Source organism: Candidatus Bandiella numerosa, from assembly GCF_029981845.1.
In the GTDB taxonomy this organism is placed as follows: Bacteria; Pseudomonadota; Alphaproteobacteria; order Rickettsiales; family Midichloriaceae; genus Aquirickettsia; species Aquirickettsia numerosa.
The window spans coordinates 405,136-429,747 of record NZ_CP104164.1; the positions used below are offsets into that span (position 1 = coordinate 405,136).

At 31.0% G+C, this 24,612-nt stretch carries 19 protein-coding genes; 12 read left to right on the forward strand and 7 right to left on the reverse strand.

Annotation, left to right across the window (positions count from 1 at the left end; translation table 11 throughout):
* Positions 1 to 53 precede the first annotated feature (53 nt).
* From tig to pheT, 4 genes are read left to right on the forward strand one after another with little or no spacing between them, the layout of a single operon-like run.
* Complete coding sequence (gene tig / locus N3Z17_RS01955) at positions 54 to 1,385, forward strand: trigger factor (protein ID WP_282472334.1); 1,332 nt, start codon at positions 54 to 56, stop codon at positions 1,383 to 1,385.
* Positions 1,386 to 1,403: 18 nt separating this feature from the next.
* On the forward strand, positions 1,404 to 2,003 hold the full coding sequence (gene clpP, locus N3Z17_RS01960) for an ATP-dependent Clp endopeptidase proteolytic subunit ClpP (protein WP_282472335.1): 600 nt from the start codon (positions 1,404 to 1,406) through the stop codon (positions 2,001 to 2,003).
* Entirely contained in the window at positions 1,996 to 3,261 is a 1,266-nt protein-coding gene (gene clpX / locus N3Z17_RS01965) for an ATP-dependent Clp protease ATP-binding subunit ClpX (RefSeq protein ID WP_282472336.1), read from the forward strand. The genes clpP and clpX overlap by 8 nt, the downstream gene beginning before the upstream one ends.
* A 20-nt stretch (positions 3,262 to 3,281) precedes the next feature.
* Positions 3,282 to 5,684 carry a phenylalanine--tRNA ligase subunit beta gene (gene pheT, locus N3Z17_RS01970; RefSeq protein WP_282472337.1) on the forward strand — a complete coding sequence of 801 codons (2,403 nt, stop codon included), beginning with the start codon at positions 3,282 to 3,284 and terminating at the stop codon, positions 5,682 to 5,684.
* A 21-nt stretch (positions 5,685 to 5,705) separates the two neighbouring features.
* On the opposite strand, the gene folK is transcribed toward pheT, so the two are convergent.
* Genes folK through fliD form a run of 3 tightly spaced genes read right to left on the reverse strand, consistent with a single transcriptional unit; the run spans position 5,706 to position 9,302 of the window.
* Positions 5,706 to 6,203 carry a 2-amino-4-hydroxy-6-hydroxymethyldihydropteridine diphosphokinase gene (folK, locus tag N3Z17_RS01975; protein WP_282472338.1) on the reverse strand — a complete coding sequence of 166 codons (498 nt, stop codon included), beginning with the start codon at positions 6,201 to 6,203 and terminating at the stop codon, positions 5,706 to 5,708.
* A 1-nt stretch (position 6,204) separates the two neighbouring features.
* Positions 6,205 to 6,759 (reverse strand): hypothetical protein, encoded by a 555-nt coding sequence (locus N3Z17_RS01980; protein WP_282472339.1) that lies wholly within the window; start codon positions 6,757 to 6,759, stop codon positions 6,205 to 6,207.
* Positions 6,759 to 9,302 (reverse strand): flagellar filament capping protein FliD, encoded by a 2,544-nt coding sequence (gene fliD, locus N3Z17_RS01985; RefSeq protein ID WP_282472340.1) that lies wholly within the window; start codon positions 9,300 to 9,302, stop codon positions 6,759 to 6,761. Before fliD ends, N3Z17_RS01980 begins: the two co-directional genes overlap by 1 nt.
* A gap of 65 nt (positions 9,303 to 9,367) precedes the next feature.
* On the opposite strand from fliD, the gene uvrB reads away from it, so the two are divergent.
* Together uvrB and recG are read left to right on the forward strand one after the other, a co-directional pair.
* On the forward strand, positions 9,368 to 11,347 hold the full coding sequence (uvrB, locus tag N3Z17_RS01990) for an excinuclease ABC subunit UvrB (RefSeq protein ID WP_282472341.1): 1,980 nt from the start codon (positions 9,368 to 9,370) through the stop codon (positions 11,345 to 11,347).
* Positions 11,348 to 11,349: 2 nt separating this feature from the next.
* Positions 11,350 to 13,422 (forward strand): ATP-dependent DNA helicase RecG, encoded by a 2,073-nt coding sequence (gene recG, locus N3Z17_RS01995; RefSeq protein WP_282472342.1) that lies wholly within the window; start codon positions 11,350 to 11,352, stop codon positions 13,420 to 13,422.
* A gap of 97 nt (positions 13,423 to 13,519) precedes the next feature.
* Here recG and N3Z17_RS02000 read toward each other — a convergent pair whose 3' ends face one another.
* The 4 genes from N3Z17_RS02000 to N3Z17_RS02015 form a co-directional block, all read right to left on the reverse strand.
* Entirely contained in the window at positions 13,520 to 15,274 is a 1,755-nt protein-coding gene (locus N3Z17_RS02000) for a coiled-coil domain-containing protein (RefSeq protein ID WP_282472343.1), read from the reverse strand.
* 13 nt (positions 15,275 to 15,287) lie between these two features.
* Positions 15,288 to 15,986: an outer membrane protein gene (locus tag N3Z17_RS02005; protein ID WP_282472344.1), complete on the reverse strand. Its 699-nt coding sequence runs from the start codon at positions 15,984 to 15,986 to the stop codon at positions 15,288 to 15,290.
* 162 nt (positions 15,987 to 16,148) lie between these two features.
* Positions 16,149 to 17,459, reverse strand: coding sequence for a sigma-54-dependent transcriptional regulator (locus N3Z17_RS02010; RefSeq protein ID WP_282472345.1), 1,311 nt, complete (start codon positions 17,457 to 17,459; stop codon positions 16,149 to 16,151).
* The gene (locus tag N3Z17_RS02015; protein ID WP_282472346.1) at positions 17,459 to 17,998 is read right to left on the reverse strand and encodes a DedA family protein; all 540 of its coding nucleotides are present in this window, start codon (positions 17,996 to 17,998) and stop codon (positions 17,459 to 17,461) included. The genes N3Z17_RS02010 and N3Z17_RS02015 overlap by 1 nt, the downstream gene beginning before the upstream one ends.
* 160 nt (positions 17,999 to 18,158) lie before the next feature.
* Between N3Z17_RS02015 and N3Z17_RS02020 the strand changes: the two genes are divergently transcribed.
* From N3Z17_RS02020 to fusA, 6 genes are all read left to right on the forward strand, one after another.
* The gene (locus N3Z17_RS02020) at positions 18,159 to 18,791 is read left to right on the forward strand and encodes a DUF2659 family protein (RefSeq protein ID WP_282472347.1); all 633 of its coding nucleotides are present in this window, start codon (positions 18,159 to 18,161) and stop codon (positions 18,789 to 18,791) included.
* Positions 18,792 to 18,915: 124 nt separating this feature from the next.
* On the forward strand, positions 18,916 to 20,097 hold the full coding sequence (locus N3Z17_RS02025; RefSeq protein WP_282472348.1) for an aromatic amino acid transport family protein: 1,182 nt from the start codon (positions 18,916 to 18,918) through the stop codon (positions 20,095 to 20,097).
* Between the two features lie 69 nt (positions 20,098 to 20,166).
* Complete coding sequence (locus N3Z17_RS02030) at positions 20,167 to 21,552, forward strand: sodium:solute symporter family protein (RefSeq protein WP_282472349.1); 1,386 nt, start codon at positions 20,167 to 20,169, stop codon at positions 21,550 to 21,552.
* 100 nt (positions 21,553 to 21,652) lie between these two features.
* A complete protein-coding gene (gene rpsL, locus N3Z17_RS02035; RefSeq protein WP_236870447.1) occupies positions 21,653 to 22,027 on the forward strand; it encodes a 30S ribosomal protein S12 in 375 nt (124 codons plus the stop codon).
* Between the two features lie 5 nt (positions 22,028 to 22,032).
* Positions 22,033 to 22,506: a 30S ribosomal protein S7 gene (gene rpsG / locus N3Z17_RS02040; protein ID WP_282472350.1), complete on the forward strand. Its 474-nt coding sequence runs from the start codon at positions 22,033 to 22,035 to the stop codon at positions 22,504 to 22,506.
* A 2-nt stretch (positions 22,507 to 22,508) separates the two neighbouring features.
* On the forward strand, positions 22,509 to 24,602 hold the full coding sequence (gene fusA / locus N3Z17_RS02045) for an elongation factor G (protein WP_282472351.1): 2,094 nt from the start codon (positions 22,509 to 22,511) through the stop codon (positions 24,600 to 24,602).
* Positions 24,603 to 24,612: the final 10 nt, after the last annotated feature.

Consider the following 24,612-nt stretch of genomic DNA (forward strand, 5'->3'; position numbering starts at 1 on the left):
ATTAAAAAATTCTGATAAACCTGAATCTAAAATAATTATAAAGTAAAATCGAAATGAAAATTGAAGAAACAAAAAACGAAAAATTTCATAAAGAATATAATATTCAAATTTCTTTTGACACAATAAATGCAAAAATTGAAGAAAAAGTTTCTGAAGCTGCGAAGACTTTTAGGATGCCTGGATTTAGAGAAGGGAAAGTTCCTTTAAGCATTGTAAGACAAAAAGTGGCTAAAGAAGAAACAGGAAGGCAAATTCAGGAAAATATATCTGCTTGTATAAAAGAGCTTATAGATACGAAAAAAATTATTCCGTTCTCAAAGCCAGATGTTGAGATCTTATCCTTTGATGAGGAAAATGGTTTGTCAGTTAAGATTGCAATTGAAACAATGCCTGAGGTACCAGAGGTAAAATGGGAGGCTATAGAGATTGAAAAGGTCGATATTAAAATTTCTGATAAAGAAATAAACGAAACTAAAAATAATTTATTAAAAGAATTTAGAAAATTTAAAAAAGCTAAAGATGATTATAAATCAAAAGCAGGAGATAAAGTAGCAATTGACTTCCATGGTCAAATAGACGGCAAGGATTTTGATGGAAATAAAGCTGAAAATATGGAGCTTGTGATTGGAGATAATAGCTTTTTAGTTGATTTTGAAAATGAATTAATAGGGTGTAAGTTAAATGAGGAAAAATCATTTAATTTAGTATTCCCAGCAGATTATCCTAAAGAAGATATTGCCAATAAAGAAGCTCAATTTAAAATCAAAATCGTTGATCTGCAGGAGTTAGAAGAAATAGGAAAAGTATCAGATGAAATGTTAAAAAGGCTAGGAGTTGAATCTGAAGAAAGACTGAATGAGCTTATAAAGCAAAAATTGAACTTTGATTTTATGAGTACAGTAAGGATGAAAATGAAAAGAGAACTATTTGATAAAATAGATAAAGAATATAATTTTGATTTGCCGGAGAAAATGGTTGATCAGGATTTTGAAATTTTGTGGAAAGAATTAGAGAAAAGCAAAGATAAGCAAGAGAATTTGAAAAATAAATCAGAGGAAGAACTAAAATCTGAGTATAAAAAAATTGCACACAGAAGAGTTAAATTAGGGTTAATAATGGCTGAAGTTGCAAGAAAAGGTGAAATAACAATAACTCACGATGAGCTAAAGCAGATAGTTGAAATGCAGGCTAACCAAAATCCTCAAATTAAAGACAAAATTTTAGAATTTTATAAAGACCCAGAAAATTTAGAAAAAATTAAAGGACCTATCCTTGAGGAAAAAGCGCTTGATTTTATTTTGTCTAAGGTTAAACTCAAAAGCACAGAAATGACTACCGATGATTTTATAAAAAAGGTATTACCTGAATTAAAGGAAAATAATTAAATTTGAGTTATAGTTATAATGTCTTATATTCCAGTTGTAATTGAACAGACTGCTAAAAGTGAAAGGGCGTTTGATATATTTTCTCGTTTGCTTAAGGAAAGAATAATATTTTTAAGTGGGCAAGTTGAAGATAATATGGCTTCTATAATCATTGCCCAATTACTATTTTTGGAATCTGAAAATCCTAGCAAGGATATATTTATGTATGTAAATTCTCCTGGTGGTGTGGTTTCAGCTGGGTTGGCAATTTATGACACTATGCAGTATATAAAGCCTGATGTTTCAACATTATGTGTAGGTCAAGCTTGTTCAATGGGTTCTTTTCTTCTTGCTGCTGGGGAGAAGGGGAAGAGGTATGCTCTTCCAAATTCAAGAATCATGATACATCAACCAATAGGTGATTTTCGTGGTCAGGCGACAGATATTGAGATACATGCGAAGGAAATATTACAATTAAAAAATCGTCTTAATAAAATATTGAGTGATCATACAGGTCAGAAAGCTTCCAAAATCGAAAAAGATGCTGATAGAGATCATTTTATGTCTCCAGAAGAAGCTAAAAATTATGGTATAATAGATAAAATAATTACTAAAAGAGTGGTAGCTCAAAATGAATAAAGCAAATTCAGAAATATTATATTGTTCTTTTTGCGGCAAGAGCCAAGATGAAGTAAAAAAACTTCTATCAGGTGTGGCGGTTTATATATGCGATGAATGTGTTGTTTTATGTTCTCAGGCCTTGAATGAAAGTAAAATTTCATCAGAGCAATTAATCAAAAATAACCTTACTCCTAAAAAAATATATGAAATTTTAGATGCATATGTAATTGGTCAAGAACTTGCAAAGAAGGTTTTGGCAGTCGCTGTGTATAATCATTATAAAAGATTAGAGAAACAAGCTCAAAAAACACAATTTGATGATGTAGAAATTTCCAAATCAAATATATTAATGATTGGGCCTACTGGGTGTGGTAAAACATTGTTAATGCAAACGCTAGCAAAGATATTAGGTGTGCCATTCGCTATTGCTGATGCAACAACTTTGACAGAAGCAGGGTACGTTGGCGAAGATGTAGAAAATATTTTAGTGAGACTATTACAAGCTGCTGATTATAATATAGAAAAGGCAGAAAGGGGTATTATATATATAGATGAAATTGATAAAATATCTAGAAAATCTGAAAGTCCATCTATAACTAGAGATGTGTCAGGTGAAGGAGTACAACAGGCTTTGCTAAAATTAATGGAAGGCACAATTGCTTCTATACCACCTCAAGGTGGTAGAAAACACCCACAGCAAGAGTTTTTGCAAATTAATACCGAAAATATATTGTTTGTTTGTAGTGGTGCTTTTAATGGGCTTGAAAAAATAATAAACCAAAGGATGAAAAGTAGTTCGATTGGATTTGAAGCAGTTGTTAAGGAAAAAAGTAAAGATATTGAACTTTCTAAAATGATTAATAAAGTTGAGCCGGAGGATTTGGTTAAATATGGATTGATCCCGGAATTTATAGGTAGGTTGCCTCAGGTAGTGACTATAGATGATCTTGATGAGGCAATGTTGATTAGAATTCTAAAAGAGCCAAAGAACTCCTTAATTCAACAATATCAGAAATTATTTGGGCTTAATGATATTAAGCTAAGTTTTGACGATGATTCTTTAAAAGAAATAGCTAAAGTTGCATATAAAAGAAAAACAGGGGCTAGAGGATTGAGGTCAATAATAGATAAAGTATTGCTGGATTTAATGTTTGAATTTCCTAATGAAGGCAATATTAAAGAAATTATTATTGATTCTAATGTTGTGAAGCAAGATTCAAAACCTAAAATTAAGTATCACGAAAATAAGAAAGTTAAGAGTAAAAAAGTAGTTTAATTATTTTTAGTTAAAGATTTATGAAATTCACCTATAATTGGCTTAATTCGTTTATTGAGTTAAGTGCAGATTTAGAAAAAGTTATTGAGGTTTTATCAAATATTGGCCTCGAAGTTGAAGAATTTCAAGATAAAGGCAAAGTATATTCTCAATTCATCATAGCAGAAATTGTTGATGCTATCAGCCATCCTGATGCTGATAAATTAAAAATTTGCAAAGTAAATAATGGAAAGGAAATTTTGCAAATTGTGTGTGGTGCCTCCAATGCACGAGCTGGTATTAAAGTGGTTCTTGCTCCAGTTGATTCAACGATACCAAGTAATAACATGGTTATCAAAGCATCTGAAATTAGAGGTGTAAAAAGTAATGGAATGTTATGCTCTGAAACAGAATTACTGATTGGCAATAATTCCGAAGGGATTATAGAGATTTTGGATAGTAATTTAAAGCCAGGGATGAATTTTGCAGGTTCAACAGGTTTGAGCGATAAAATTATTGATATCAATCTTACTCCTAATAGAGGGGATTGTGCGTCAATTTGCGGTATAGCAAGGGATTTAGCGGCAACGGGAATTGGCGCATTAAAATCTAAATTTTTTGATTTTTACAAGAATACATTTGTCTTTGGAGATTCTATAAAGCACTTAAATATTTCAATAGATGATAAAAATTGCCATGAAATAGCTTTTTGTAAAATAGAAAATATAGGTAATAAAAATTCATTAACTAATGATTTAATTTCCATCTTTAAATTGCTAGATATAAAATCACATAGTGCGCTAGTAGATATTTCGAATTTAACTATGTATGAATTTGGTAGACCTAACCATATTTATGATGCAGATAAAATAAAAGGAGATATTAAAATAAGATTATCTCAAGAAGGTGAATTTTTTAAATCACTAGATGGCAATGAGCACACTTTGCCTAAGGATGTATTGGTGATCTCTGATGATGAAAAAATACTTTCTATTGCTGGGATTATAGGTGGTGAAAATAGTAAGGTTGACGAAAATACAAAAAGCATACTAGTTGAAGTAGCAAATTTTAATCCTACGCATATTTCTAAATCAGTTAGGAAATTAAACACAAGAACAGAGTCATCATTTAGATTTGAAAGAAGAATCGACTATGGGAATACAGCCTCTTTTATGCAATATTTAACTAATTTGATTTTGAAGTACTGTGGTGGAAAAATATCTGGCTCTTTGGTAATTCTGGGTTCTGGATTGGAATATAAGAAACAGGTAGATATTGATTGTAAAAAAATTAATAAATTGCTAGGTTTTGAGGTTACGGAGCAGGATATAAACAGCATTTTGATTAACCTAGGCTTTGTGAAAATTAAGGATAATTTATTTGATATTCCAACTTGGAGGCAGGGTGATATAGTTGATAATGCCGATATTACTGAAGAAATAATAAGAATAAAAGGCACAGATTGTTTGCAGGGATTAGGCAATTTTCACTATAAAGTACAAGATTTAAAGCAAAAAGAATCTGATTTTTTGTCTCTTTTTAAAAATACTTTAATCAATAGAAATATATTTGAAGTTATTTCTTGGTCATTTATAAATCATGAATCTGCAAATTTATTTATAAAAAATTCGGTTATTAAAGTTACTAATCCTATAAGTAATGAGTTTGCTGTAATGAGAAATAGTCTAATTCCAGGGTTATTAAAAACAGCCAAAAATAACATTTCAAGAGGGATGAAAAATCTTTCTCTTTTTGAATCAGGAAAAATTTATTATAAAGATAAAGATAGTACGATAATTGAAGAAAATTGTTTAGCTATAATCAGAACTGGAGAATCGTCCAATAAAAATATTTTTTCAGATCAAAGGAAATTTGATTTTTATGATTTAAAGGATGATTTTTACTCAATATTAAATGAAATAAACATTTTTGAAGATAGCATTATAATTAAGAAAGGTGCAAAGGCATATTATCATCCAGGTAAAAGCGCTTCTTTTTATTTGGGTAAAAATTTAATTGCCTGTGTAGGTGAGTTACATCCAAAAACTATAAAAGAATTCAGTGTCAAACAAAGTGTTATTTGTGCAGAAATATTTTATGATAACTTGCCAAAAAAGAATTTAGAGAAAAGAAAATCATTAATTTTATCTGAATTGCAAAGTGTAAATAGAGATTTTGCATTTTATATGGATGATGCAATTGAAAGCCAAGAAATTATTAAATCTATAAAATCTTTAAAGATAAATATCATAGATGAAATTAATATTTTTGACGTGTATAGAAACAATCAAGATCCTAGATGCAAAAAGTCCGTTGCTTTCAGTGTAAAATTGCAGCCAATTCAAAAAACGTTGATTGATGATGAAATAGAAGATATTTCGAAAAAAATAATCAGTGTAATACAAGAAAAATTAGGTGGCGAACTTAGGGACCACTCTCAGTAATAGGCATTTCTATTTAATTGGTTATACAAGTGGTCTATTTTTAAATTTCTTGCAGTGTTCTATTAAAGTTTTTTGTTCGTACACAATATTTGGAGCAACTTCTGATGCTGGTATTAGAGCGAAATCTCTATTAAAAAATTCTATATGAGGTATTTGTAAATTTGGTGTATTAATTGTGAATTTTTCTGCAATTAATATATCCAAATCAATTATTCTAGGAGACCAAGTAGGTGAATTTTTATTTCTACCCATTTTTGATTCAATTAATTTGAGTATTTCTAGTAATTGCTCAGGTGCGGCATTAAATTTTATTAATACAGCTAGGTTTAAAAATGTCTTACTCCACTCCTTAGGATGCTCAGGTTTTAATAGAGCCTCAGACTTGTATATATTGGAAATTTTAATTATATTTAATTTGCCAGAAATATGCTCTATAGCAGTTTTGATATTAGCAATTTTATTTCCTAAATTAGTTCCGATACCTAGTATATAAAGCATTTGAATTGGTGAAAAATTCAATTTAAATATTTTTATAATCCTGTGGATAACCTGTTTTAATCTTTTCTGATGATTCGTTGCTAAGCGCTTGCTGTTCAAGAGTTTTAAATATTTTAAGTAAATATTCACATAATTTTAAGCAATTTTGAGCATACTTGACATCCTGTTTTATGAAATATAGCTTTAATTGGATTTCAATTCCACTAAATTTCATAAAAAGATGATTATATATATTTTCTAGATCGCTATCTTTAATCACACTAAATAGTTTTGTAAATTCATTAATTATGGAATCGATGGTATTAATTTTATTATGGATAGAGTTTTTAATTTCCGTATCTTGATTGTAGTTAGTTTCATCAACATTTTGTTGATCTGTGAGACGCATTATATCTTGTAACAAATGAATAACTTTTTCAATGGACTGTATATATATTTTATATGTAGTAATGGTATCAATATCATTTTTATAGTCCTGAGTGATGCTATTGTTTTTTACATTAGCGATTGCAGAAACATAAGTGGATTTTGATTTAGTAACAGCTTTTTCATTTAATAAATATAACGAATGGCTCATTAATTACGTCCTTTCTCTGCATTATTCATTTGTTTTAAGAATTCTTCATATTGCTTGGTTTTCATTTCCTGCATTCTAAGACCGTTTAGTGCTTTTTCGATAGAGTGCTTCTTATTGGCAAAACTTGTTTTCTCTGAATCAAGTTGGCTCTTCTTATAGGTTCTATCACTCTCTTCAAGTCTTGTAAATCTATCAATTGATCCATTTGGCTTTGTATAACTACTTAGTACGTTATTAATTTTATCTGCTATACCCTGTCTAGCAAATATAGTGCTCGCTGCATTTTCCTTTGATGTATAAAAGACTTCAAAATTTTCTAAGTTAACTTTTTTGCCAGAAGCAGGATCGGTAGTTGGAAGTATTTTTACTGTTCCTGATTCAAGGTTGTTGTTGTTACCAAGTACAAAATACGATGGTAGTGTAACAAGGGTATTATCTTCTAAATTTGCAGTTACAGTTACCATTTTTGATGTATTATATGAAATAATTGTTGGAATTTTACCATCAACTAAAGGATGTGTAGTAGTATTATCTAGACCAGTAGAGGAACTCTTAAAAATAACATTCAAGGCATTTTCTGGATCAGCTAAATTAAGGGAATATCTTAAATTATCTTGCACTTTTTTAAGATCGCCAGCATCTATGTTTTTATCATCAGCACTACTTAAGGCAATTTTGAACTTTGATCCAACTGGATTGTCTGTTGGTGTTATTTTGTCATCTCCAAGTAGGTAAGCCTTGATATTGGTTTGTGATGAATATTTATTAATTTCATCAACGAGAGATGAGTAGCTCGTGTTGCCGTCAACATCAATCTTTACATTATTTAATATGAAAGACTTTTTGCTAGGTGAAGAGCCATTAACCTTATTAGTAGCTGAAGTAGTTTCTTCACTAATATTATTAAAATATTCTACATTTGAATAATTTATGGAGTAATCTAAATTTTTAACCTTATTAATTTCTAGATCTACATTTTTATGATTATTATTTAATTTAAAATTTTCATTAGTTGATTCGAATTTGTACGAAACAATATCCTTAAAAGCATCAAAATTTTCATCAAGTGCTTTTTGTAACTTATCCTTATCAATAACCATTTCAGATATTTCTATTGGCATATAAACCTGCCTTTCTCCATTTTCTGCTTTTCCAGGTGGAGGTGTATAGTCAGTCTTTTTTATGGTGATGCCAAATTTAGATGAGTCATCTCCATAGCGATTGAACTGATTAAGTTTATTGAAGGCATTGTATATAGTTTCATTTATATAATTTAATTGATCTCTATAGCTATACAATGCTGCAATTTCTGCAGGTTTTGGAATGTCTTCGCCTTCAACCTGTAAAGAATTTGTTCCAACAAATTTTGCAAGCTCATTATAGCTTTTTGCCAAAGTTTCAAATTTTTCCACCAGTCCTTCTGTGTCATTTTGCACCGAAAGGTTAAATATTGGATCTTTGCTATGAACTTGAGAAGGTTTGTTAAGCAAATTAATAAAAAGGTTATCTGTTTCAATTCTATTAGTTTTTGATGTAATTTCTTGCCCATCAACCTTTATTTTAGCATCCTGTGCAGAGCTTGATGTGCTAAATAGAAAGTTCACACCAGTGCTGTGGCTAATATTAATATTATTGCCCGTGCCAGTTAGTAATGATTTTAAAGTTATAGTTCCAGTTTTTGTGCCAGAAGAACTAATCTGAGGGTTATATAAAACTTCAATATCAGCTTTTTTTGCATTGTTTCTTAATCTTGCAACAAAATCACTGACTGTAATCTTATCATCAAAATCAACTGCAATTTCTTGATTTTTTGTTTGAAAATTAGAGTTTGTTATTGCACCAGATAGGGTAAATTTATTTTGTATGCCATGATGCTTTTCATCAGAACGTATCCACAGATATTCTGGTCCTGTAGAAGAATCTTTTTCTACACTTGCAATAACATGTGGATTCTTTTTTTCTCCGGCTTGCTTAGTTACATTATTAATTTTTTTAGCAATATCTAAAAGATTATCTGTACCTGTTATTTCTATTTCTTTACTGTTACCAATGGTGAATTTGCCTGAAGAAAGTTTACTACGCTCAGCTTTCAGACCATTATCCCCGACTGTGAGAGTTATTCTACCCCAAGCAGGATTAGAAACTGCATTAGCAAATGTTTCATCAGGATTAAATGTATTCTTGCTTGCTAATATCTCGCCTGTTGCAATTGACTCAATTTCAAAAGGAATTTGTTGATTGGTTGTTCCAGGTTTAGCTTTTATTTCTGCATAATTTTTTGTTAGCTCCTCAGGAGCAACCACTTTTTTACTATCAAAAACACCATTTTTTCTTAAGAAATTATAGGTAAATTCTGATATATTAGATTCAAAATTTTCAAGATGCGTGCGCCATTGCCCCAGACCAGAGATAGTATTGGTTGAAATTCTTACTTCATCCTGTATTTTTTTCAAAGGTTTCTCAGCCTCTTTTATGGCCTTTGCTTGTTGAGTATTTTCCTGCGGATTGAAGACGTCCTTGACACTACCTATTGAATCTAACATAGTCTTAAAATGTGTTTGTCCTTTTAATTGGTTACAGCAATAATTATACCAAATAATTTTTAAAAATGACAATGTTTAAAATTGAAAGTGAATATAATCTGGCAGGGGATCAGGTAGAGGCTGTTGATAAACTTACTGAAGGTTTAAACGATGGCAATAGAAATCAAGTGTTATTGGGAGTTACAGGTTCAGGGAAGACTTTCACAATGGCAAACATTATTCAAAGATGTCAAAAACCAGCACTTATCATGGCTCATAATAAAACATTAGCAGCACAGCTTTACAATGAGATGAAAGGTTTTTTCCCCAGTAATGCTGTGGAATATTTTGTTTCGTATTATGATTATTACCAACCAGAAGCTTATATACCGCAGTCAGATAGTTATATAGAAAAGGATGCGCAAATAAATGAACAAATTGATTTACTTAGGCATTCTGCCACCAGAGCACTGCTTGAAAGGAAGGACGTAATAGTAGTTGCTTCAGTTTCTTGTATTTATGGGTTAGGCGCTCCTGAACTGTATTTACAAATGTCATTTAAATTAGAGCAGGGCAAGAAATATTCTCGCAGAGATATTATGCAAAAGCTCATTGAGCTGCAATATAAGCGTATGGATTTGGATTTTACAAGAGGAGGGTTTAGAATCAGAGGAGAAAACGTAGATATATTCCCATCACATTATCAAGATAGAGCTTGGAGGATAACTTTTTGTGATGATGAGGTTGAGAAAATTTATGAATTTGATTATTTGACAGGTGAAAGAATCAAAAAGCTTGATGCAATTACCATATTTGCAAATAGTCATTATGTAACACCAAGACCAACTCTTGAGCAAGCAATTGATTTAATTCAGGATGAATTGAAGGAGAGGGTTGAGGAATTTAAGTCATTGGATAAAATTGTAGAAGCACAAAGAATAGCTCAACGAACTAATTTTGATCTAGAAATGATTTTAGAATCAGGCTCTTGCAAAGGAATTGAAAATTATTCCAGATATTTATCTGGACGAAATGAAGGAGAATCACCGCCAACTTTATTTGAATATTTACCAAAGGATGCATTGCTTTTTGTAGATGAAAGCCACGTTACAGTACCACAGATTGGAGGTATGTATAATGGAGATAGAGGTAGAAAAAAAACTCTTGTAGAACATGGTTTTAGGCTACCTTCTGCACTTGATAATAGACCACTAAAATACGAAGAATGGGACTCAATGCGTCCACAGACAATTTTTGTTTCAGCAACACCAAGCCCAAGAGAGTTAGCATATACGAACGGTGAATATGTGGAACAAATTATTAGACCAACGGGGTTATTAGATCCAATATGTGAAGTTAGAAGTTGCGAAACACAAGTGGATGATTTGATAGGGGAGTGTAAAATCCTAGCTAAAAATGATAAAAGAATATTGGTTACAACCTTGACAAAAAGAATGTCAGAAGATTTAACAGACTATTTAAATGAAGTAAATATTAAGGCTGTATATATGCACTCAGATATTAAAACATTAGAGAGAGTTCAAATAATTCAAGAATTACGTGAGGGTAAATATGATGTTTTAGTAGGGGTGAATTTGCTTAGAGAAGGTATTGATATTCCGGAATGTTCGTTGGTTTGTATTTTAGATGCTGATAAAGAGGGGTTTTTACGTTCAGAAACTTCACTGATTCAAACAATTGGGCGTGCAGCAAGGAATAGCGAAGGTAGGGTAATTTTATATGCTGATAAAATTACTAACTCAATAAATAAAGCTCTTCAAGAAACTTCTAGAAGAAGAAAAATTCAAGAAAAGCACAATCAAGAAAATGGTATTACTCCAACCACAATTAAAAAACAATTAATGAATTCCTTGAATTTAGCTGTAGCTAATTTAAGGGATAAAAATAATGATAAAAAAGTTATGGATTTAGAAGTTATAGAAAATGATATCGGAAAGTTAAAAAAGCAAATGCTTGAAGCTGCTGAAAATTTAGAATTTGAAAAGGCGGCAAAACTGCGAAATAAAATAGATAAATTGCAAAAAAGTTTATTGATTATCTCATAGATATGAAGTGTGGCTTAATAAGGTATTTATCCAATGATGTGTCTGAATTAATGGATGTTGGCGATACAAGGGCAAAGCTATTTGCTAAACTTGGTATACGAAAATTTAAGGATTTATTATTTCATTTACCAACTGATTACATTGATAGAAGATATTCACCAAATATTTATGAAATTAAAAATGGAGATTTGGTAACTCTTGAAGTAGAAGTTTTTGAGATAAACATAAAAACCAGCTTTCGGCATAAATCACCTAGCAAAATATTATGTAAAAATGAATCTGGTTTTATTGAACTAATTTATTTTAATAAAATTCCACCATATATTAGGCAAAATTTTATTGCTGAAAAAAATATTATCATTAGTGGAAAAGTAGAAATTCAAGATGGAAATTTTATTATGGTGCATCCTGATGTAGTAGTTAAATCAAATGAGAAATACAAAATTCCTAAATTAGAAACAGTTTATCCGAAGGTTCAAGGTCTAACATCAAAATTAATTTCATACTTAATAAAGAAGATTTTAAGTAATATGCCTGAATGTGAAAACTGGTTGCCTAATGATTTATTAGAAAAACAAAAATGGAAAGGGTTTGTGGAATCATTAAATATTTTGCATTCTCCACTTGATATTAATTCTGCAGATTTAAAAAATGCTAAATTGAGGATTGCTTTTGACGAATTACTTGCAAATCAAATATGCCTTAAAATTTTAAGGCAAAAACTTCAAAATGAATCAAAAAATTCTATAAAATTTTCTGGTAAATTGGTAGAGGGTTTTTTAGATAAATTGGAATTTAAATTAACTAAAGAGCAACAGCTAGCAGTTGATTCAATTTCGCAAGATCAACTGGCAAAAAAGAAAATGCTAAGATTGCTTATGGGAGATGTCGGATGCGGAAAAACCTTCGTAGCTATTTGTGCCGCATTAAATGCTCTAGAAGCAAAGATGCAAGTTGCTTTTATGGTGCCAACAGAAATTTTAGCACAACAGCATTATAGGAATATTGTCAATTACACAAAACAAATGGAGATTAAAGTTGAGCTTTTGGTTGGAAGCATAAAAGCTTCAGAGAGTAAAAGAATTTTAAAAGGGTTGGAAAATGGTGATATTGACTTAGTTGTCGGAACTCACACTTTATTTCAAGAAAAAGTAACATTTAAAAATTTAGGATTAGTAATAATTGACGAGCAACATAAATTTGGTGTTAAACAGAGGTTAAATCTCCTGCAAAAAGGCGATGATGTAGATTTATTAATGTTATCTGCTACCCCAATACCCAGGACTATTAGCATGTTAAATTATGGTGATATGGACGTAAGCATTATCAAACAAAAACCAAAATCAAATGTTCCAATTGTAACTAGTATGCTATCAAAATCTAAAATGGGTGATTTAATAGAAAAGATGGAAATGTTAATGAAACGAGGAGAGAGGGTTTATTGGGTATGCCCTTTGATAGAAGAGTCAGAAAAATTGCAATTATCCTATGTAGAAAATAGTTTTAAGATTTTGCAGGAAAAATTAGGAGATAAAGTTGCTATGATTCATGGTAAAATGAAAATTGAAGAGAAAGATGATGCAATGCAAAAATTTAAAAACGGCCAGAAGCTACTTTTAGTTTCAACCACGGTTATTGAAGTTGGTGTAGATGTTCCTGAAGCTACAGTTATGGTAATTGAAAATGCTGAAAGATTTGGCTTATCTCAATTGCACCAATTAAGAGGCAGAGTTGGAAGAGGAGCTCTTCAGTCATATTGTATATTGCTTTATGGAACGAAGTTGAGTTTAGATTCTAAAAAGAGATTGAGTATATTAACTAGTGTTAGTGATGGATTTGAAATTGCGGAAAAAGATTTGGAGATAAGAGGAAGTGGAGATTATTTAGGGGTCAGGCAGAGTGGTGAATCTGGATTTAGATTTTTCGATGTATGTAGAGATGCTTCATTAGTACCTATTGCTGATGAATATGCAAATGAGCTTATAAGGCAACCACTAGCTGATTCAATAACGACGCTATTAGAAATATTTGATAAAGATATATATTTTAAAGAGCAGGGAACAAGTTTGACATAGTTTTATTGTTTAGTGCTTGCATTGCAAGGATGTATATTAACACCCTTGCAACTAAGATATTTCAAGATTTTTATAATACTCAAATTACAGCAAAATTTTAATTATCAGCAAACTCGAAAGCTAAAATTTTACAAAATTCTGCGTCATCATGATTTTTAAGATCATAATTTTCGTAATGCCAAATTTCATTAGCATTTGCAGTTTGTAATAATGTATATAGATTAATCAATGGAGCGCATTCATCAGAAAATGAATTTTGACCATAAGTGCTTATTTTTTCATTATCTATTTTAAAGCATTCTTGACCATCTGTGTATTTTATTACTTTTTTACCACCCTCGTTAGCATAAGAGTATTGATTAATGAAATTATTAAATTTTTCAGCTAATGCGCTATTTAACTCAGGTGTGGTAGCATTACCTAGGAAATTTAAAAATTCAGTATGAGTTGCGTTATCCTTATCTATGCCAATTGAATCTAAAAAATTATGCAATGAGTATATTTTTTCACAATCACTTGATTCTGATTCTAAGCTTTTTAAGCCAGAATCACTAATTTCAAAGCATTTTGTGTTTGATTCTCTCTGATTTATAGAAGTTGCGGTATCTTTTGCGACTTCAGTTTCCATATAGTTTGGGAAAAAGTATTCGGATTTTATTTTTTCGATAGTTGGATTGAGCATATTGTTAATTGAAATTGGTTCGTCTGCCTTATCTGTGGTAATAGCTTTGTTTTCTAATTTTTCATTAGTGTTAGAGAATTTTGTTTTTAAACCCTCAAAACCATCGCTTACCTTGTTTTTTAAATTCCAAAAATTAGTTTTTAAATTATCATAACTAGCTTTAGCATTAGCTTTAAAATCATCATAATTAGCTTTAAAATTAGTTTTAAAATTAGTTTTTAAATTGCTATATTTAATTTTTAAAGCCTCATACTTTTCTTGTATGAATAATTCACTGCTAGAAATTGGACATTTATTGTTTGCTGACACAGTTTTTAGGTTTTCTTCTGTACTTGCCAATGCATTTTTTAAATTAGCATGTTCTCCCTCTAGTGTAGTGTATTTTTTCTCAAGCTCTGCTTTTTCAGAAGAAACCCTACTATTAAGGATTTTTAAATTCTTCACTGCTTCTGTTTCTATATTTGCTGACACAGTTTTTAGTTTTTCATCAGCACTTGCCAATGCATTTTTTAAATTAGCATATTCTTCCTCTAGCGCAGCTTTTTCTTTTGAAAGTGTACTATTTTTCTTTTCCAATTCCTGAATTTCTGCAGGCATACCTCCTGATTTATCTGCAGGAATAGTATTTGGAATAGTAATAAAATTTGTATGTATAAGGGACGGGTTAGCAACGGTACCTTTATTTGAGGTGTCTTCAGTAGTTTTTGCTACATCCCTATTATACTTATCAGCACTTGCTAAAGCAATTTTTAAATTAACGTTCTCTTTTTCAAGCTCTGCCTTTTCAGAAGAAACCCTACTATTAAGGATTTTTAAATTCCTCACTGCTTCTGCTTCTGTATTTGCGAATCCAGCTTTAATTTTTTCATCAGCACTTGCCAATGCAATTTTTAAATTAGCATGCTCTTTCTCAAGCTCTGCTTTTTCAGAAGAAACCCTACTATTAAGGATTTTTAAATTCTTCACTGCTTCTGTTTCCGTATTTGCTGACATAGTTTTTAGTTTTTCATCAGCACTTGCCAATGCATTTTTTAAATTAGCATATTCATTCTCAAGCTTTGCTTTTTCATTTAAAAGTGTACTATTTTTCTTTTCCAATTCCTGAACTTCTGCAACTATTTTCACTTTATTTGTAGTATTTTGTCTCAATTGATCTGGTGATTTTGCCATTTTCTCCTCTATTTTAGTTAAAATGATATGTCAATCCTAAGTTAACGGTGTGTATATTAAATTTAGATTTTTTTGGGTCATCTTTCTTATTACCATCTTCATCATAACCATATCCTAATGATTTAACATGGCCTAGATTTACATATTTATAATTTGTCCCAATGCTAATTTTTGTATTTAGTTTATACTCAACTCCCAAACCAGCATTCCAAGCAAATTGGCTATGCGTATTTTTGACTTCACTGTAAATAATTTGATTGGTAGTATCATCCTTTATTGTGTAGTTGCCGAATTTATTTTTTGAAACGCCTGCTCCTGCTGTTATGTAAGGCATAAAATGATTTTCATTATTAAAATTATATTGAAAATTTAAATTAAATAAATCTGCCCTTACATCATGCTTAGCAGTGGCATTTTGTTGATTTATTGTGTGATTCATATTTCTGAAATTTGTATAGTCTAAATATGTTGATAAGTTATTTGTTAATTTATAACCCAAACCAACATTGTACAACATTGCATTAGATGGTTTTTTACTTTCTCTATCACCATCATATTTATCGGTTAATTTTTCAGGAAAGCCGTAACCAACATTCATTTTAAAAAAAGGTTTTTCATACCAATTTGCATAAGTTGTAAGTGGATTTGTAGCGAAAGATAATGAAAATCCAAATATAATTGAAGTAGTATATAAAATATTTTTTCCCCTCATATCAATTTCCTCCTTGATTATTATTTTTATTCTGTTACCGTACTAATGGTTGTAAATAAACCATGGTTGTGAGTAACGTTCTATATAAGAACAGGGTGGATTTCACACACATTTAATAGCACTTAAATTAAGCGTACTAACGAATTGCAATTAATGCAAGTATTAGTTGTGCAATTTTATTGCTAGATCTTTGATTTTTTTATGTAGGGCTGTTCTTTCCATGCCGATGTGTTTGGCTGTATGTGTGATGTTGCTATCAAATTTTTGAAGGTTAAATTCTATGTATTTTTTTTCAAATAATTGCTTTGCATCTTTTAATGATTTGTCGAAATAGGCAGTAAAAATGTTTTTACTATTTTGAGAAAGTGAAAAATCATTAGAGTTTAGTAGGGGTTCTTGATTTAAAAGTAATTTCAACAGTAGGTTTTCAATAAAATTTTTTAATTCTAAAATATTTCCTGGCCAATCATAGTCTAGGAATTGTGCATAAAATTCACTACCCAGGTTTAAATTATTGATATGATAATGTTTTTTAAAATTATTAATGTAATAATCTACAATAAGTTTTATATCTTGTTTTCTCTCTCTCAATGGAGGCGCTTCTAATATTGTTAATGATAGTCTTTGAAGCAAGCTTTGATTAAAATTTGAATCCTGAATTAGTTGCTCTTGGTTTATAGTAGAGGAGCAAATTATTTTACCCAATTGATTAGAGTTTTGTGAATTATTCAAGTAATTAAGTAGCTTTTTTTGCAAGCATTTTGATAATTTTGAAATTTCGCTCAGATATATCGTTGATCTTTTTGCTTTTTCAAATATAGAAGCAGATTCAGTGTTTCCGAATAAAATGCTATCCAATTCCTTCTCGGAATGATTTTCAATGTTTACTTTATAAAATGGTTTGTCATTAGAATTCTGATAAGCATGAATCAGACGTGCAATTTTTTCTTTGCCAGTTCCAATCTCTCCAAATATCATAGTTCTAGCATTTGATCCTATATTGTTTGCAATTTTACTTTTAATTTCAGTAATCTGTTTACTAGTGCCTATAATAGAAGCTAAATCATTTTGTTGTTTTAGTTGAGTGCTATATTGTTGAAGCTCAATATTTTCTAACGTTCTTTTTACAGTTATTACCAATTTTTCTGATTTAAACGGTTTTTCAATAAAGTTATAGGCTCCCAGCTTTATGGCTTTTACTGCAGTTTCAATATTACCATGTCCGCTAATCACTATAACATGAATTTCTTTGTAAGTTTTCCGGATGATTTTTAATAAGCCCAATCCATCCATATCACTACCTTCCAGCCAAATATCGAGAATGACTATTTTTGGGGAAGATTTTTTGAGTATTTCTAATGCACTTGATGAGTTAAGTACAAATTCTGTTTTTAAATGGAGTTCGTCCTCAATTATATCTTTTATTAGTTCCCCAATGTCTTTCTCATCATCGATTACTAATATGTCAAACATTACTTGTTTTTGTTTTTAAAACTACCCTTAGCATATAGCAGTATTGCAATAATGATAACAACAAAAATAATCACTATGTTAAATCTTTTGATATAAGTATATATTAGCTCTTCATTTGCACTAATTATATGACCAAGATAAAGAAGAAATGAAAGCCAAATCAAGCTTCCTAGAATAGTGTACAGAATGAAAAGTTTTAAATCCATTCTAGCAAGTCCAGCTGGAAACGAAATAAAATGCTTAATTCCAGGGAGCATCCTTCCAAAAAATGTTGATATAGCACCATATTTATTAAAAAACAGTTCCAAAGAAAGTAACTGGCCAGATTTTAAAAAAAAGTATTTTCCATAATTTATAAATAATTTTCTACCAAAGTGGTATGCCATAAAATAATTGAGAAGTGATCCCAACAAAGTGCCAGCTAAGCTAGATATTAAAACAGGGGCTAAGTGCAGTTCTCCTTTAGCAATTAGAAATCCTGCTGGTATTAATGTTAATTCGCTAGGAACGGGTATAAAAGTACTTTCTATGAAAGTCATGATAAAAATCCCTATATAACCAAAAGTTTGGACAAAATTTAAAATTAGCTTGAATACTTCTCCAAAAAACTCTACAAACATTAATATATTGATGTTTTTATGCAATTTATCTAGAATAATATAAGTAAAAAAATATAAATCACAATTACTATTTGTTTGTATGGATGTTTTAGACGAAATTAGGGATGAGGTTAATAAGGAAAGGTTTTATAATTTTCTTCAAAATTATGGGAAGCATGTTGCGATTCTTGTTTTGGCTACATTCATTTGTTTTATCATTTATTTTTGGTGGGATAAACACAAAAATAATGTGTTATTAGAGGAGGCAAGTGAATATGGAGATGCAATAGGTTCTCATGATAAGGATAAAATTTCTAGACTAGAAAAGCTTAAAGTAGGCAAAACAGTATATTCGGATTTAGCAAAACTCCAATTGGGTGCGTATTATGCTACTAATAAGGATTTTAATCGTTCTATACATAATTATGAGTTACTGATAGACTCAAAAAGTACAGATAAAATTTATAGAGACTATGCAGAGTTGATGGTAATTAAGATGAAAATATCATCAGGGAAGATTAACTCAGAGGAAGGGATAGAAATGTATGAGAGTTTTTATAAAAATGCAGAATATTTTAATAATATTGCAGTTTTGGGCCAATCAATATTGCTCATGAATAAAGGCGAAAAAGGTAAGGTTTCTTCTAAATTGAATGAAATACTAACTGATAATGAATCTCCAAATCTGTTGATGTATCTTGCAAGAATGATAGAGAAGAGGGTTCAATCGTAGCCTAATCTTTTGCTGGATTTTGATTTGGGCTTTAGGATTTATGATTCATAAAAAAAGCTTTACAGTACACATGTTTAGCTTTAAGTTCTGCTCAAGAAAATTATATTCAAAATAATTTATGCTGATGAATAGCAAAGTATTTGGTTCAATATTGATTGTCGCAGGGACTAGTATCGGAGCAAGCATGTTGGCATTGCCAATGATTTCATCGTCCTTGGGTGAAATAAAAAGTTTATTTTTGCTGATAATGGTCTGGTTATTAGGATATTATTCTTCTTTAATGGTTCTTAAAGTTAATTTATTTTACAAAGGAGCATTTTCAGTTTCTGAGTTATGTAAAAAGAGTTTTGATTTTAAAATTTGGCTCATTGCAGATTTGTCAATCATAACGCTATTTTATTCTCTTTTAGCAGCTTATATATCAGGAATCGTTGAGATAAGTGTGTTGGAAAATATGCCACATTCATCTCATTTACTTAGTAATGGAGTTATAGGATATTTAGTAGTGGTTATATTGGTATTTTTTATAATATTTAATTTTAAAGTTTTGGACGTAAGTAATAGAATTATTTTTGTTATAAAAATAGGGGTTTTTATAACCATGTTATATTTTTTAAGCTCAAAGGTAGAATTGAGTAATTTGAAAAATTTCAATGGATACTTATCACAAAACAACAATTTATTTAAAGCAATTCCAGTTTTTTTCACATCATTTGGATTCCATGGTAGCATACCATCTATAATGAAATATTTAAACAATAATGAAAAAGATATAAAAAAAGCATTTTTATGGGGCAGCTTTTTAAGTCTAATTATATATTGTCTTTGGATATTTTTTACATCTGCAGTGCTACCAAAACATGGTTTAATCAGCTTTGATACTGTGAATAATAGTGATAATAAATTGCATGAATTTATAAAAATGCTTGCAGAGAGAACTGAGCAAGATAAATTGCACGTTATTATTTCAGTATTTAGTTGGATGGCGATAATTACTTCTTTTTTAGGAGTGGGAGTGGGTTTGTATGATTATATTTTAGAGAAATTTAAATTTAAAAGGGAAGTATTTAAAGATCAATTAAAAGGAATATTTATAACATTTTTTCCTCCTTTATTAATAGTAATTCTTGGAAAAAATATTTTTGTAAAAGCCTTGGCTTTTGCTGCAATTAGTTTAAGTATGTTGGCAATCATATTTCCAGCATTTATAGCCCTAAAATTAGGGCAAAAAAATAAGATAGCTATAATTATGTCATTAATATTAGGGGTGCTTATAATTACAATCGAACTAGTTAATTTTTTATAAATGATGTGATTTTATACAGAATATAGAAGCATTTATATGACAACATAAGTAACCATAAATTATAACTACATGAATTTAAATAGATTGGATCTTAGTGTATTTGTAATTTTGACGGTTTTGACGTTACTATACACGGTATTGTTATCAAGAAGGCATAATGAAAAAAGTGCGGTTGATTATTTACTCTTTGGTCGCAAATTGACACTTCCTTTATTTGTTACAACATTGGTTTCCACTTGGTATGGAGATATTTTTGGTGTCACGCAAATAGCGTTTAAAAGGGGGATTAATACTATCGCAATATATGGAATTGGTTTTTATATTTCTGGGATTTTCTTTATGCTATTTTTTGTCGAAAAGGCAAGAAAAATGAATGTTTTTACATTGCCAGAGATAATTCAGAAAAAATATGGCAAAACTGCATATAAATTATCTTCATTAATGATTTTGATTAAAGCATTGCCTGTTACGTATCTTATTGGGATAGGGTTGCTGATTCAAAGATTATTCGGTTTAGATTTGTATTATTCCATGATTGTGGGGCTAATTTTTGTTATTTCGTATATTGGTGTTAGGGGGTTTAGTGGTATCATATACTCAGATGCAATTCAATTTGTATTGATGTATGTATCGGTGATTATGGTTGTTGTATTTTCTTATTTTCAATATGGTGGATATGATTTTTTAGATATTAATTTAGATGAAAGTTATTTCTCAATAAATGCTAATGAGGCTTTTTCCGGACTTTTTTTGTGGTTTTTTATTTCGATTATAACAACATTTATGAGTCCTGTTTTTTACCAAAGGTGTTTTGCAGCAAAGGATGTGAAAATTGCAAAAAGAGGGATTGTTATTTCGGTTATATTTTGGATGATTTGTGATTTTTGTACTGTAACGGGTTCCATGTATGCTAAAGCAGTTTTGCCTAACTCAATGCCTAATGAGGCTTATTTTAATTATGCATTGAATATTTTGCCAATAGGTTTGAAGGGTGTATTTCTTGCTGGTATAGCTGCAACGATATTATCTACTCTTGATTCATTTTTATTTATTTGTAGTAACACGTTGGTATATGATTTGTTTGATAAAAGATTTTCCAAAAGTAATGTATATAAAATGGGAAGTCTCATTGTTGTGGGTGGTGTGACGTTTTTTTTAGCAGGCCATTTTGCTAATGATATTGATAAATTTTATCTTTTGCTTAGGAGTTATTGTGGGGTAACTTTAGCTATACCATTGATGTGCACAATTATATTTGGCAAATTTTTAAGTGAAAAGCAATTTGTTGCGTCTATAATATTAGCTGGTTTATTTATGGCCATAAATGATCTTATTAAAACTGAGTTTTATGTAGAAAGTTTCTATATAGGAGCTCTAGCAAGTTTTTTTAGCATAGCAATTTTCGTTATTATAAATAATACAAAAAAAAAGTTTTTATTGAAAGCGCGTTACTAATCAAATGAATATTGGGTTTGGCATAAAAATCACTTGACTAGATGGGAAGTTATAAATATTATCTCCTGACCACATTGTTTTAATTTTATAAATATTTGTAATGCCAACGATAAGTCAATTAGTTAGAAATCCTAGGAAATCTAAGGTACCTAAGAATAAGGTTCCAGCTTTGCAAGGTTGCCCTCAAAAAAGAGGTGTTTGCGCTAGGGTGTATACCACTACCCCAAGAAAGCCGAACTCAGCTATGAGGAAGGTTGCCAGAGTAAAGCTTACTAATGGATATGAAGTAACTAGTTATATACCTGGTGAAGGTCACAATCTTCAAGAGCACTCTGTGATATTGATTAGAGGTGGTAGAGTAAAAGATTTGCCAGGTGTTAGGTATCACACTATTAGAGGTGCTTTAGATACTCAAGGCGTTCAAAAGAGGAAGCAATGTAGGTCTAAATATGGAACAAAAAAACCTAAATCGTAAATAATATGTCAAGACGTAGAGCTGCGGAAATAAAGAGTGTTACTCCTGATGCAAATTACAAAAGCGTAGTAATTGCAAAGTTCATAAATTATTTGATGTATGATGGTAAAAAATCAAAAGCTGAAAAAATTGTTTATGAAGCTATTGAAAATCTTTCTAATAAAGTAAAGAAAGAGCCAATTGAAGCTTTTGAAGAGATTGTGGACAATTTGAGGCCCGCAATAGAGGTGAAGTCAAGAAGAGTTGGTGGAGCAACTTATCAGGTTCCTATGGAAGTTAGATCTTCTAGATCTTTATCCTTAGCTCTGAAGTGGCTCGCAAATGCTGCGAGATCAAGGAAATCAGAGAAAACTATGGTTGATAGACTTTCTGGTGAACTTGTGGATGCCTATAATAAAAAGGGAATGGCATATAAGAAAAAAGAAGATACTCATAAAATGGCTGAGTCTAATAAGGCATTTTCTCACTATAGGTGGTAATTATGAGTAACAGAGAAACAAAAATAGAAGATTATAGAAATATTGGTATAATGGCGCATATTGACGCTGGAAAAACTACCACTACAGAAAGAATACTTTATTATACTGGCAAATCTCACAAAATAGGTGAGGTTCATGAAGGGAATGCCACAATGGATTGGATGGAGCAGGAGCAAGAGCGTGGTATAACGATAACATCTGCTGCAACAACTTGTTTTTGGAAAAGCAGAAGTGGTCACCAGTGTAGGATTAACATCATTGATACCCCGGGTCACGTTGATTTTACAATTGAAGTGGAGAGGTCGTTAAGAGTCCTTGATGGCGCTATAGCTGTTTTTGATGGAGTTGCTGGTGTTGAGCCACAATCGGAGACGGTATGGAGGCAAGCAGATAAGTATAATGTTCCAAGAATGTGCTTTGTTAATAAAATGGATAGGACTGGGGCTGATTTTTATAGATGTGTTGACATGATTGTCAATAGATTAGGTGCTAAACCTGCTGTCATGCAATTGCCTATTGGGGCAGAAGATGAGTTTTTAGGAGTTGTGGATTTGATATCAAATCAATCTATAACATGGAAAGATGATAAATTGGGAGCAGAGTATGAATATGGTGAAATTCCAGATGATTTGAAGGATAGGGCCGAGGAGTATAGGGCTAGTCTAATTGAGCTTGTAGTAGAGTCTGACGATGAATTGATGGAGAAATATCTATCAGGTAAGAGCTTAACTGCAGAAGAAATCAGAATTTGTGTTCGTAAAGGTGTTTTAAAGGGTTTGTTTATCCCAGTTTTTTGTGGCTCGGCATTTAAAAACAAAGGGGTGCAACCTTTGTTAGATGCGGTGGTTGATTATCTTCCAAGTCCTGTAGATATTCATGCTGCAAAAGGACTAAAAGTATCAAATGATGAAGAAGTTGAAGTTAGGCCTTCGGATAGTAGTAAATTATGCGCGCTTGCTTTTAAGGTTATGAATGATCCATTTGTTGGTACGCTAACATTTGTTAGGATTTATTCAGGTATGCTAAAATCTGGTGTTACCGTGCAAAATACAACTAAAGATAAGAAAGAGCGTGTTGGACGTATGTTGCTAATGCATGCAAATAACAGGGAGGATGTGAAAGAATGTTTTTCTGGTGATATAGTTGCTATTGCTGGGTTGAAAGCTACAACTACTGGTGATACTCTTTGTGAGATAGGTAATGATATCATTTTGGAAAAAATGGAATTTCCTGAGCCTGTCATAGAAGTTGCAATTGAGCCGAAAACCACGCAAGATCAGGAGAAAATGTCGGTGGCAATAGCTAGATTAGTTGCTGAAGATCCTTCTTTAAGAGTGAGTAGCGATCCCGAAACAAATCAGACAAAACTTGCTGGTATGGGAGAGCTTCATTTAGAGATAATAGTTGATAGGATGAGGAGGGAGTTTAAGGTTGATGCCAATATTGGTGCGCCTCAAGTTGCTTATAGAGAAACAATCGCTGGTTCATATGAAATTGATTATACTCATAAAAAGCAATCAGGTGGTGCTGGTCAATTTGCTAGAGTTAAAATTTTATTTGAAAAAGCTGAATCAGGTGATGGTTATCAGTTTGTTAACAAGATTATTGGTGGTAATATACCTAAGGAGTACATCCCAGCGGTTGAAAAGGGTATAGAGCAAGTTAGCAAGACAGGTGTTCTTGCGGGGTATCCGCTTATAGATTTTAAAGCTACTTTACTTGATGGAGCATATCATGATGTTGATTCTAGTGCTTTAGCATTTGAGATTGCAGCTAAAGCTGCGTTTAGAGAGGGTATGAAAAAGGCATCACCGGTTCTACTAGAGCCAATTATGGATGTTGAAGTTATCACGCCAGATGATTATATTGGAGATGTTATAGGGCATTTAAATAGTATTCGTGGACAGGTTTTAGGTATGGAACCAAGGGGTAATGCACAAGTTATTAGAGCTAAAGTTCCTTTAGCGACAATGTTTGGCTATGTTAATACTTTGAGATCTATGACTCAAGGTAGAGCTCAATATAGTATGCAATTTGCTAACTATGAAAGAGTTTCTCAACATATTGCAAACGAAATTATTAACCAAGAAAAATAAAAAAGGAGAA

What these genes read in the sequence shown, in the direction of transcription:
- tig (WP_282472334.1), top strand. Translation starts at nt 54, where the DNA reads ATGAAAATTGAAGAAACAAAAAACGAAAAATTTCATAAAGAATATAAT.
- clpP (WP_282472335.1), top strand. Translation starts at nt 1,404, where the DNA reads ATGTCTTATATTCCAGTTGTAATTGAACAGACTGCTAAAAGTGAAAGG.
- clpX (WP_282472336.1), top strand. Translation starts at nt 1,996, where the DNA reads ATGAATAAAGCAAATTCAGAAATATTATATTGTTCTTTTTGCGGCAAG.
- pheT (WP_282472337.1), top strand. Translation starts at nt 3,282, where the DNA reads ATGAAATTCACCTATAATTGGCTTAATTCGTTTATTGAGTTAAGTGCA.
- N3Z17_RS01980 (WP_282472339.1), bottom strand. Translation starts at nt 6,759, where the DNA reads ATGAGCCATTCGTTATATTTATTAAATGAAAAAGCTGTTACTAAATCA.
- fliD (WP_282472340.1), bottom strand. Translation starts at nt 9,302, where the DNA reads ATGTTAGATTCAATAGGTAGTGTCAAGGACGTCTTCAATCCGCAGGAA.
- uvrB (WP_282472341.1), top strand. Translation starts at nt 9,368, where the DNA reads ATGACAATGTTTAAAATTGAAAGTGAATATAATCTGGCAGGGGATCAG.
- recG (WP_282472342.1), top strand. Translation starts at nt 11,350, where the DNA reads ATGAAGTGTGGCTTAATAAGGTATTTATCCAATGATGTGTCTGAATTA.
- N3Z17_RS02000 (WP_282472343.1), bottom strand. Translation starts at nt 15,274, where the DNA reads ATGGCAAAATCACCAGATCAATTGAGACAAAATACTACAAATAAAGTG.
- N3Z17_RS02005 (WP_282472344.1), bottom strand. Translation starts at nt 15,986, where the DNA reads ATGAGGGGAAAAAATATTTTATATACTACTTCAATTATATTTGGATTT.
- N3Z17_RS02010 (WP_282472345.1), bottom strand. Translation starts at nt 17,459, where the DNA reads ATGTTTGACATATTAGTAATCGATGATGAGAAAGACATTGGGGAACTA.
- N3Z17_RS02015 (WP_282472346.1), bottom strand. Translation starts at nt 17,998, where the DNA reads ATGACTTTCATAGAAAGTACTTTTATACCCGTTCCTAGCGAATTAACA.
- N3Z17_RS02020 (WP_282472347.1), top strand. Translation starts at nt 18,159, where the DNA reads ATGGATGTTTTAGACGAAATTAGGGATGAGGTTAATAAGGAAAGGTTT.
- N3Z17_RS02025 (WP_282472348.1), top strand. Translation starts at nt 18,916, where the DNA reads ATGAATAGCAAAGTATTTGGTTCAATATTGATTGTCGCAGGGACTAGT.
- N3Z17_RS02030 (WP_282472349.1), top strand. Translation starts at nt 20,167, where the DNA reads ATGAATTTAAATAGATTGGATCTTAGTGTATTTGTAATTTTGACGGTT.
- rpsL (WP_236870447.1), top strand. Translation starts at nt 21,653, where the DNA reads ATGCCAACGATAAGTCAATTAGTTAGAAATCCTAGGAAATCTAAGGTA.
- rpsG (WP_282472350.1), top strand. Translation starts at nt 22,033, where the DNA reads ATGTCAAGACGTAGAGCTGCGGAAATAAAGAGTGTTACTCCTGATGCA.
- fusA (WP_282472351.1), top strand. Translation starts at nt 22,509, where the DNA reads ATGAGTAACAGAGAAACAAAAATAGAAGATTATAGAAATATTGGTATA.